Consider the following 8,723-nt stretch of genomic DNA (forward strand, 5'->3'; position numbering starts at 1 on the left):
GGCGGTCGCCCGCGACCTCGACGCGGCGCAGGCCAAGGCCACGGGCGCCCCGCCGCCCAAGCGCCGCAACATGATCGCGGTAATCGGCGACGGCTCGATGTCGGCCGGCATGGCCTACGAGGCCATGAACAACGCCGGCGCGCTGCATTCACGCCTCATCGTCATCCTCAACGACAACGACATGTCGATCGCCCCCCCGGTGGGGGCCATGTCGGCCTACTTCGCGCGGCTGGCCTCGGGCGGCACCTACCGGAGCTTGCGCGAGACCGCCAAGCAGCTCGGCAAACTCCTGCCCAAGGCCCTCTACCAGCGCGCCGCGGCGGCGGAGGAATACGCCCGCTCCCTCGTGGTCGGCGGCGGCACCATGTTCGAGGAGATGGGCTTCCACTATGTCGGCCCCATCGACGGGCACAACCTCGACCACCTGCTCCCCATCCTGAAGAACGTCCGCGACACCGAGCAGGGCCCGATCCTGCTCCATGTCGTCACCCAGAAGGGCAAGGGCTACGCCCCGGCGGAGGCGAGCGCCGACCGCTACCACGGCGTCGTGAAGTTCGACGTGCTGTCGGGCGTGCAGGCCAAGGCCAAGCCCAACGCCCCGGCCTACACCCGGGTGTTCGGCGAGAGCCTGATCAAGGCCGCCGACGCCGACCCGAAGGTGGTGGCGATCACCGCCGCGATGCCGGGCGGCACCGGCATCGACCTGTTCGGCAAGGCGCATCCGGACCGGACCTTCGACGTCGGCATCGCCGAGCAGCACGCCGTGACCTTCGCGGGCGGGCTGGCGACGGAAGGCTACAAGCCGTTCGTGGCGATCTACTCGACCTTCCTGCAGCGGGCCTACGATCAGGTCGTGCACGACGTCGCCCTGCAGAACCTGCCGGTGCGTTTCGCCCTCGATCGGGCCGGGCTGGTGGGCGCCGACGGCGCGACCCATGCGGGCGCGTTCGACCTCGCCTATCTCTGCTGCCTGCCGAACATGACCGTGATGGCGGCGGCCGACGAGGCCGAGCTCGTCCACATGGTGGCGACCTGCCACGCCCACGATTCCGGCCCCATCGCGCTCCGCTACCCCCGCGGCGAGGGCGTGGGCGTCGACCTGCCGGAGCGCGGCGAGGCCCTGCCCATCGGCAAGGGCCGGATCGTGCGCCGGCCCGAGGGGGCGCGGGTGGCGCTCCTGTCGCTCGGCACCCGCCTGGCCGAGGCGGGCAAGGCCGCCGACGCCCTGGAGGCCGAGGGCATTGCCGTGACGGTGGCGGATGCGCGCTTCGCCAAGCCCCTCGACGAGGCCCTGATCCTCGACCTCGCCGCGTCCCACGAGGTTCTGATCACCCTGGAAGAGGGGTCGGTGGGCGGCTTCGGCGCCATGGTGCTGCACCTGCTCGCCGAAAAGGGCGCCCTGGACGCCGGCCGGGTGCGGGTGCGGACCCTGACGCTGCCCGACACCTACCAGGACCACAACACCCCCGACGCCATGTACCGCGAGGCCGGCCTCGACGCCGCCTCCATCGCCCAGACCGTTCGCGACATCCTCCCCGAGCGAAAGGCCGGATCGAGCCGCCTGCGCCTCGCCTGACCGGGATTACCGGCCGCCTTGCCCACGGACGCTGACCGTGCGCGAGGCGGCGCGGGTGTGACCCGGCTGCGCTTGTCCGGTTTCTGTTTCGATGACAAAAGCGCCGGGCCGACGGCTCCGGCGCCAGCTGGATTCGCCGCGCCCCGAGTTTCTTGAACCCACGAGAGAAATGCCACAGGCGACCTCCACCGGCCCGTTCGATGCCGGCCCGGTCCTCATAACCGGTGCGAGCGGTTTCCTGGGCGCTGCCCTCGTGGACGTGTTCCGCAAGGCCGGCTTTCCCGTGCGCATCATGGTGCGGGCGACCTCGCCGCGCACGAACCTGACCTGGACCGACGTCGAGGTGGTCGAGGGCGACATGCGCGACCGCGCCGCCGTGGCTGCCGCCCTGAAGGGACAGCGCTACCTCGTCCACGCAGCGGCCGATTACCGCCTGTGGGCGCCGGACCCGGAGGAGATCGTCGCGACCAACCGCGACGGCGCCGTGATCCTCATGGAGGAGGCCCTGCGCGCCGGCATCGAGCGCGTCGTCTATACGTCGAGCGTCGCCACCATCAAGCCGCACGACGACGGCACGCCCGCCGACGAGACCCGGCCCCTGACCCCCGAGACCGCCATCGGCGCGTACAAGCGCAGCAAGGTGGTGTCCGAGCGGGTCGTCGAGACAATGGTGGCGCGCGGCCTGCCCGTGGTCATCGTCAATCCCTCGACCCCCATCGGCCCCCGCGACGTGAAGCCGACGCCCACCGGCCGCATCATCCTGGAAGCGGCCTTGGGCCGGATGCCGGCCTTCGTCGATACCGGTCTCAACCTCGCCCACGTGGACGATGTCGCGTACGGCCATCTCCTTGCCCTGCAGAAGGGCCGGATCGGCGAACGCTACATCCTGGGCGGTGAGAACGTGCTTCTATCCAGGATGCTCGCCGACATCGCCGGCCTGGTCGGCCGCAAGCCCCCGACCGTGAACCTGCCGCGTGCCGTGGTCTATCCCATCGCCTTCGTCTCCGAGCAGATCGCCCGCTTCACCGGCAAGGCGCCGTTCGCCACCATCGATGGCATCCGCATGTCGCGCTACCGCATGTTCTTCACCGACGCCAAGGCCCGGGCCGAACTCGGCTACACCGCCCGCCCCTACGCGCAGGGCCTGTCCGACGCCATCGCGTGGTTCCGCCAGGAGGGACGCCTGAGATGAGCGCCACCCTGCAGACCGCCACCGAGGCCCGCTCCGGCAAGGGCCACAAGGACGAGAATTTCCCCGTCGCGTCGCACCTCATCCATCCGAGGAACCGGGGCGCGATCCTGGCCTTCTACGATTTCGTCCGGGCCGGCGACGATGTCGCCGACCACACGACGCTCGCGCCCGAGCGCAAGGTCGAATTGCTGGACGTCCTCGCCGACGCCCTCACCGGCAAGGGGCCGTCCGACCCCGAGGCGGAACCGCTCAAGCGCGAACTTTTGGCACGCGGTCTGCCCGCCACCCATGCGCTGGAACTCCTCGATGCCTTCCGCCTCGATGCCGTAAAAAACCGCTACGCGGATTGGGACGACCTCATCGCCTATTGCCGGCTCTCGGCCATGCCGGTGGGGCGCTACGTGCTCGACGTACACGGCGAGGATGCCCGCGTGGTCTGGGGCCCGTCCGACGCCATCTGTGCCGCTCTTCAGATCATCAACCACCTGCAGGATTGCGGCAAGGATTTCGTTCGCAACGACCGGGTCTATCTCCCGCAGGAGACCTTGGACAAGCATGGTGCCGCGATCTCTGATCTCGGGGCGGCCAAGGCTTCCCCGGCCCTGCGCGCCGTGATTCGCGAGTTGGCCGAGCGCACCATGGGCCTCCTCGACGAGGGGGCCGTGTTGCCCGACCTCATCGCGGATCTCCGCCTCAGCCTCGAGATCGCGGCGATCCATCGCCTCGCCGTGGTCCTGTGCCGGGGCCTGATGGAGCGCGACCCGCTCTCCGAGAAGGTCCATCACGGCAAGGCGGCCTTCGCCCTGACGGCTTTGGGCGGCATTGCCACCACCCTCGCCCGCCGGCCCCTGCGCGGGCGGACCCTGCGCCGGCACGCCCTCGGAGGACGCGCATGAGCGCCACCGCCACGCCCATGCCGGAAACCCTGTCGGCCGACGCCCTGCCGGCGAAGTCGTCGTCGTTCTACACGGCCATGCGGCTCCTGCCGAAGGAGCGGCGCGAGGCCATGTACGCCGTCTACGCCTTCTGCCGCGCCGTCGACGACGTCGCCGATGACGGCGGACCCGCCGACATGCGCCGGGCTGAACTCGTGCGTTGGGGCGCCGACATCGATGCCCTCTATGCCGGCAGGCCCGCGCCCCGGGTGCGGGATCTGGTCGAGCCGATCCGGCGCTACGGCCTCCTGCGCGAGGATTTCCACGCGGTCATCGACGGCATGGCCATGGACGCGTTCGAGGACATCGTCGCCCCCGACGAGGTCACCCTCGATCTCTACTGCGACCGGGTCGCCAGTGCCGTCGGACGTCTGTCCGTGCGCATCTTCGGGATTCCCGAGGCCGAGGGAATCGCGCTCGCCCATCACGAGGGCCGCGCGCTTCAGCTCACCAACATCCTGCGCGACATCGACGAGGACGCGACACGCGGTCGCCTTTACCTGCCCCGCGAGAAGCTTCGCGCCATCGGCCTGACCGATCCGACGCCGCAGGCGGCCATCGACCATCCCCGCATCGGCGAAGTCTGTGCCGCCCTCGCGGAGGAGGCGGAGGAGCACTACCGCCAGACCTGGGCCATCATCGCCCGCTGCCCGCGCAAGGTCACCAAGGCGCCCCGTCTGATGGCGGCGGCCTACCGCCTCTACCTCGACGCGGTGCTGGCGCGCGGCTGGGCCAAGCCCCGCGCCCGGGTGAAGCCCGGCAAGGCCGCCCTCATCGCCGTCGCCCTCAAGCACGGGATCATCTGATGGCCGGCACCGTCCACGTCGTCGGCGCCGGTCTCGCCGGCCTCTCGGCGGCCGTCTCCCTGGTGGAGGCCGGCCGACGCGTGATCGTGCACGAGGCGGCCAAGCAAGCCGGTGGGCGCTGCCGCTCGTACTACGATCCGACGCTCGGCCTCACCATCGACAACGGCAACCACCTGCTCCTGTCGGGCAACACCTCGGCCCTCGGTTTCATGAAGACCATCGGGGCGCCGGCCGACGCCCTGACCGGCCCGGCGGAGGCCGAGTTTCCCTTCGCCGACCTGAAGACCGGCGAGCGCTGGACCCTGCGTCCCAATGCCGGCCGCGTGCCGTGGTGGGTGCTCGCGGCCTCGCGCCGGGTGCCGGGCACGAAGGCGTCCGACTACCTCGCGCCCCTCGGCATCCTCAAGGCCGCCGCTGGCAAGGCTCCGGGCCAGGGCGGCACCATCGGCGAAGCCATGGCCTGCGAGGGCCTGCTCTACGACCGCCTGTGGCACCCGGTGCTCATCGCGGCCCTCAACACCGAGCCGAAGGAGAGCGACGTCGGCCTCGCCGCGACAATCCTGCGCGAGACCCTCGGGGCCGGTGGCGCGGCGAGCCGCCCCCTCGTCGCCGTGGCCGGCCTCTCGGCGGCCTTCGTCGATCCGGCCGTGGCCTACCTGATCCGGCGTGGTACCGAAATGCGCTTCGGGCACCGCTTGCGCAGTCTGACGTTCGGCGAGGGCGGTGTCACCGAACTCGTCTTCGGCGACGAGACCATTACTTTGGGAGCCGACGACGCCGTGGTGCTCGCCCTGCCGCCGTGGGTGGCGGCCGAGGTTATTCCAGGACTCGCGGCGCCGCAGGCCTATCGCTCCATCGTCAACGCGCATTTCGCTGTGGTTCCGCCGCCCGGCTCACCGTTACTGCTCGGCGTGGTGAATGGAACGACGGAGTGGTTGTTCGCTTATCCGGATCGCTTGTCGGTGACGATCAGCGGTGCCGATCGGCTCCTCGACGTGCCGCGCGAAGACTTAGGGAAGCAGATCTGGGCGGAAGTCTCGACTTTGTGCGGACTTGCGCCTGAACTGCCAAGGTGGCAGATCGTCAAGGAGAAGCGGGCGACCTTCGCGGCGACGCCCGCCGAGGCCGCGCGTCGTTCCGGCGCCGAGACGGCTCACCGCAATTGCGTCGTGGCAGGCGATTGGACCGCGACCGGTCTGCCATCGACGATCGAAGGTGCGATTCGGTCTGGAACGACCGCCGCGCACGCACTCGCACGCTCCACGGGCGGGTGCGCACAGGCACGCGTGCGCGGCGCGGCCTGAGGTATGGCGGCGGCTGAGACGGCCGGTGAGGCGAGGACGATGCGAGAGGCATACAAGAAGGTCGAGGCGCTTCAGCGCCCCAAGACGCAGGAGATCTCCATCGAGGATGTGGAGCGCGGAATCACGCGCGCGACGCAGGCCCTCACGGCCCTCTCCCATGCCGACGGGCATCTGTGCTTCGAACTCGAGGCCGACGCGACGATCCCGTCCGAATACATCATGTTCCACCAGTTCCGCGCCACCGAGATCGCGCCGGAGCTGGAGGCGAAGATCGGCAATTACCTGCGCCGCACCCAAGGTAAGCACGGTGGCTGGGCCCTGGTCCATGACGGGCCATTCGACATGAGCGCCAGCGTCAAGGCCTACTTCGCCCTGAAGTTCATCGGCGACTCCATCGAGGCGCCGCACATGCGCCGGGCCCGCGAGGCGATCCTGTCGCGCGGTGGAGCCGCCAACTCCAATGTCTTCACCCGCTTTCTCCTAGCACTGTTCGGCGAGGTGCCGTGGCGCGCCGTCCCGGTGATGCCCGTGGAGATCATGCATCTGCCGAAGTGGTTTCCGTTCCACCTCGACAAGGTCTCCTATTGGGCGCGCTGCGTGATCGTGCCCCTGCTGGTGCTTCAGGCGAAGAAGCCGCTGGCCAAGAACCCACGCGGCCTCGGCGTGCCGGAACTGTTCGTGACGCCGCCCGAGCATGTCCGGAACTGGCCCGGCAGCCCGCATGCGACTTGGCCTTGGACGCCGATCTTCGGCGCCATCGACCGCGTGCTGCAGGCGACGCAGGACCATTTTCCGAAGAAACGTCGCCAGCGTGCCATTGACAAGGCCGAGGCCTGGGTCAGCGAGCGCCTCAATGGTGAAGACGGCCTCGGCGCCATCTTCCCCGCCATGGTCAACACCGTGCTCATGTACGACGTGCTCGGCTATCCCGCCGATCACCCGCAGGTGATGATCGCCTGCGAGGCCATCGAGAAGCTCGTGGTGGTCAAGGAGCACGAGGCCTACGTGCAGCCCTGCCTGTCCCCCGTCTGGGATACGGCGCTGGCCGGCCACGCCCTGCTCGAGGCCGGCGGGCCCGAAGCCGAGCGGCAGGCCCGGCGCGGCCTCGATTGGCTGAAACCCCTCCAGGTCCTCGACATCAAGGGCGATTGGGCGGCCGGTCGTCCGGACGTACGGCCCGGCGGCTGGGCGTTCCAGTACGCCAATCCGCATTTCCCCGACCTCGACGACACCGCCGTCGTCGTGATGGCCATGGACCGCGCCACCCGTCAGCACGGGCTGGTGGCCGATGTGCCCGACTACGCGAACGCCATCGCCCGCGCCCGCGAGTGGGTCGAGGGCCTTCAGTCGAGCGACGGCGGCTGGGCGGCCTTCGATGCCGACAACAACCATCATTACCTCAACCACATCCCGTTCTCCGATCACGGCGCGCTGCTCGACCCGCCCACCGCCGACGTCACGGCCCGGGTGGTGTCCATGCTGGCCCAGCTCGGCGAGACCCGCGACAGTTCCAAGCCCCTCGACCGTGGCGTCGCCTACCTCCTCGCCGATCAGGAGGAGGACGGCTCGTGGTACGGCCGCTGGGGCATGAACTTCATCTACGGCACCTGGTCAGTGCTGTGCGCCCTCAACGCGGCGGGCGTCGATCCGGCGTCGCCGGAGATCCGCAAGGCCGTGGCCTGGCTCATCCGGATCCAGAATCCGGACGGCGGCTGGGGCGAGGATGCCTCGTCGTACAAGATCGACCCGGCCTTCGAGCCCGGCTATTCCACCGCGTCGCAGACGGCCTGGGCGCTGCTCGCCCTGATGGCGGCCGGCGAGGCCGACGATCCGGCGGTGGTGCGCGGCATCAACTACCTCACCCGCACGCAGGGGGCGGACGGGTTCTGGTCGGAGGAGCGCTACACCGCCACCGGCTTCCCGCGGGTGTTCTACCTGCGCTACCATGGCTACCCGAAGTTCTTCCCCCTCTGGGCCATGGCGCGGTTCCGCAATCTCAAGCAGTCCAACACCCGGACCGTCGCGTTCGGGATGTAGGGGCGGGTACTTCCTTCTCCCCTCTGCGGGAGAAGGTGGCCCGCGAAGCGGGGCGGATGAGGGGATCGCCTCGTTCGGAGGCGTGGCTCCTCTCTCCAGCCTGCTCCGCAGGCACCCTCCCCCGCAGAGGGGGGAGGGAATTTCCAAGGGCGGGGGATATCCGATGCTTCCTATCCTCGCCGTCACTGGCCTCGCCAAGGAAGCGCGTCTCGCGTCCGGTCCGGGCGTCGTCGCCATCGGCGCGGGCGGGAACCCACAGCGACTGCGAGCACTCCTCGCTGCTCGCAAGCCACCGAATTGCCGCGCGGTGGTCAGCATCGGCATTGCCGGCGGCCTCGCGCCCGACCTTGCGCCGGGGGATGTGGTGATCGCCTCCGAGATCATCGCGGGCCAGCATCGCTACCCAGCCGATGCCCACATCGCCGATGCGCTGATGGACCGCCTTGCCGACCTAGGCGGCTCGGTCCGTCGCTCCCCCATCGCGGGCGTCGAGACCGCCATCCTCGCCGTTGCGGACAAGACAGCCCTTCACATCCGCACGGGTGCCATCGCGGTCGATATGGAGTCCCACGTCGCCGCTGACTTCGCCGCCTCCCACGGCCTGCCATTCGCGGCGATCCGCATCGTCTGCGATCCTGCCGACCGGGCGATCCCCGCCTTCGCGGCACAGGCCCTGAAACCCGATGGCGAGCCCGATATCGCCGCCGTGCTTCGCGCACTCCTGCGTGATCCGCGCCGGATCGGGCCCCTCATGCACCTTGCCCGCGATTCCGGACGGGCCTTCGCGACCCTGACGCGCTGCAGACCTCTGCTCGGCCCCGGGCTCGGCGTTCCGTGATGGGGCCGCCAAAGGCAAACGAAAAGCCCCGCGAC

The 8,723-nt window shown here is 69.8% G+C and carries 7 protein-coding genes; all 7 read left to right on the forward strand.

The window, feature by feature from the left end:
- Positions 1-1,576, forward strand: a 1,576-nt coding sequence (gene dxs / locus MFF01_RS18780; protein WP_238227705.1) for a 1-deoxy-D-xylulose-5-phosphate synthase, incomplete at its 5' end; no start/stop codon positions are given.
- Between the two features lie 169 nt (positions 1,577-1,745).
- Positions 1,746-2,768 (forward strand): hopanoid-associated sugar epimerase, encoded by a 1,023-nt coding sequence (hpnA, locus tag MFF01_RS18785; RefSeq protein ID WP_238227706.1) that lies wholly within the window; start codon positions 1,746-1,748, stop codon positions 2,766-2,768.
- Entirely contained in the window at positions 2,765-3,664 is a 900-nt protein-coding gene (gene hpnC / locus MFF01_RS18790; protein WP_238227707.1) for a squalene synthase HpnC, read from the forward strand. Before hpnA ends, hpnC begins: the two co-directional genes overlap by 4 nt.
- Positions 3,661-4,509, forward strand: coding sequence for a presqualene diphosphate synthase HpnD (gene hpnD, locus MFF01_RS18795; protein ID WP_238227708.1), 849 nt, complete (start codon positions 3,661-3,663; stop codon positions 4,507-4,509). The genes hpnC and hpnD overlap by 4 nt, the downstream gene beginning before the upstream one ends.
- Positions 4,509-5,813: a hydroxysqualene dehydroxylase HpnE gene (gene hpnE, locus MFF01_RS18800; protein WP_238227709.1), complete on the forward strand. Its 1,305-nt coding sequence runs from the start codon at positions 4,509-4,511 to the stop codon at positions 5,811-5,813. Before hpnD ends, hpnE begins: the two co-directional genes overlap by 1 nt.
- Positions 5,814-5,852: 39 nt before the next feature.
- A complete protein-coding gene (gene shc, locus MFF01_RS18805; RefSeq protein WP_238227710.1) occupies positions 5,853-7,850 on the forward strand; it encodes a squalene--hopene cyclase in 1,998 nt (665 codons plus the stop codon).
- A gap of 163 nt (positions 7,851-8,013) precedes the next feature.
- Entirely contained in the window at positions 8,014-8,688 is a 675-nt protein-coding gene (locus MFF01_RS18810; RefSeq protein WP_238227711.1) for a phosphorylase, read from the forward strand.
- The last annotated feature ends 35 nt before the right edge of the window (positions 8,689-8,723 follow it).

This window comes from Methylobacterium adhaesivum, from assembly GCF_022179065.1.
GTDB lineage: Bacteria > Pseudomonadota > Alphaproteobacteria > Rhizobiales > Beijerinckiaceae > Methylobacterium > Methylobacterium adhaesivum.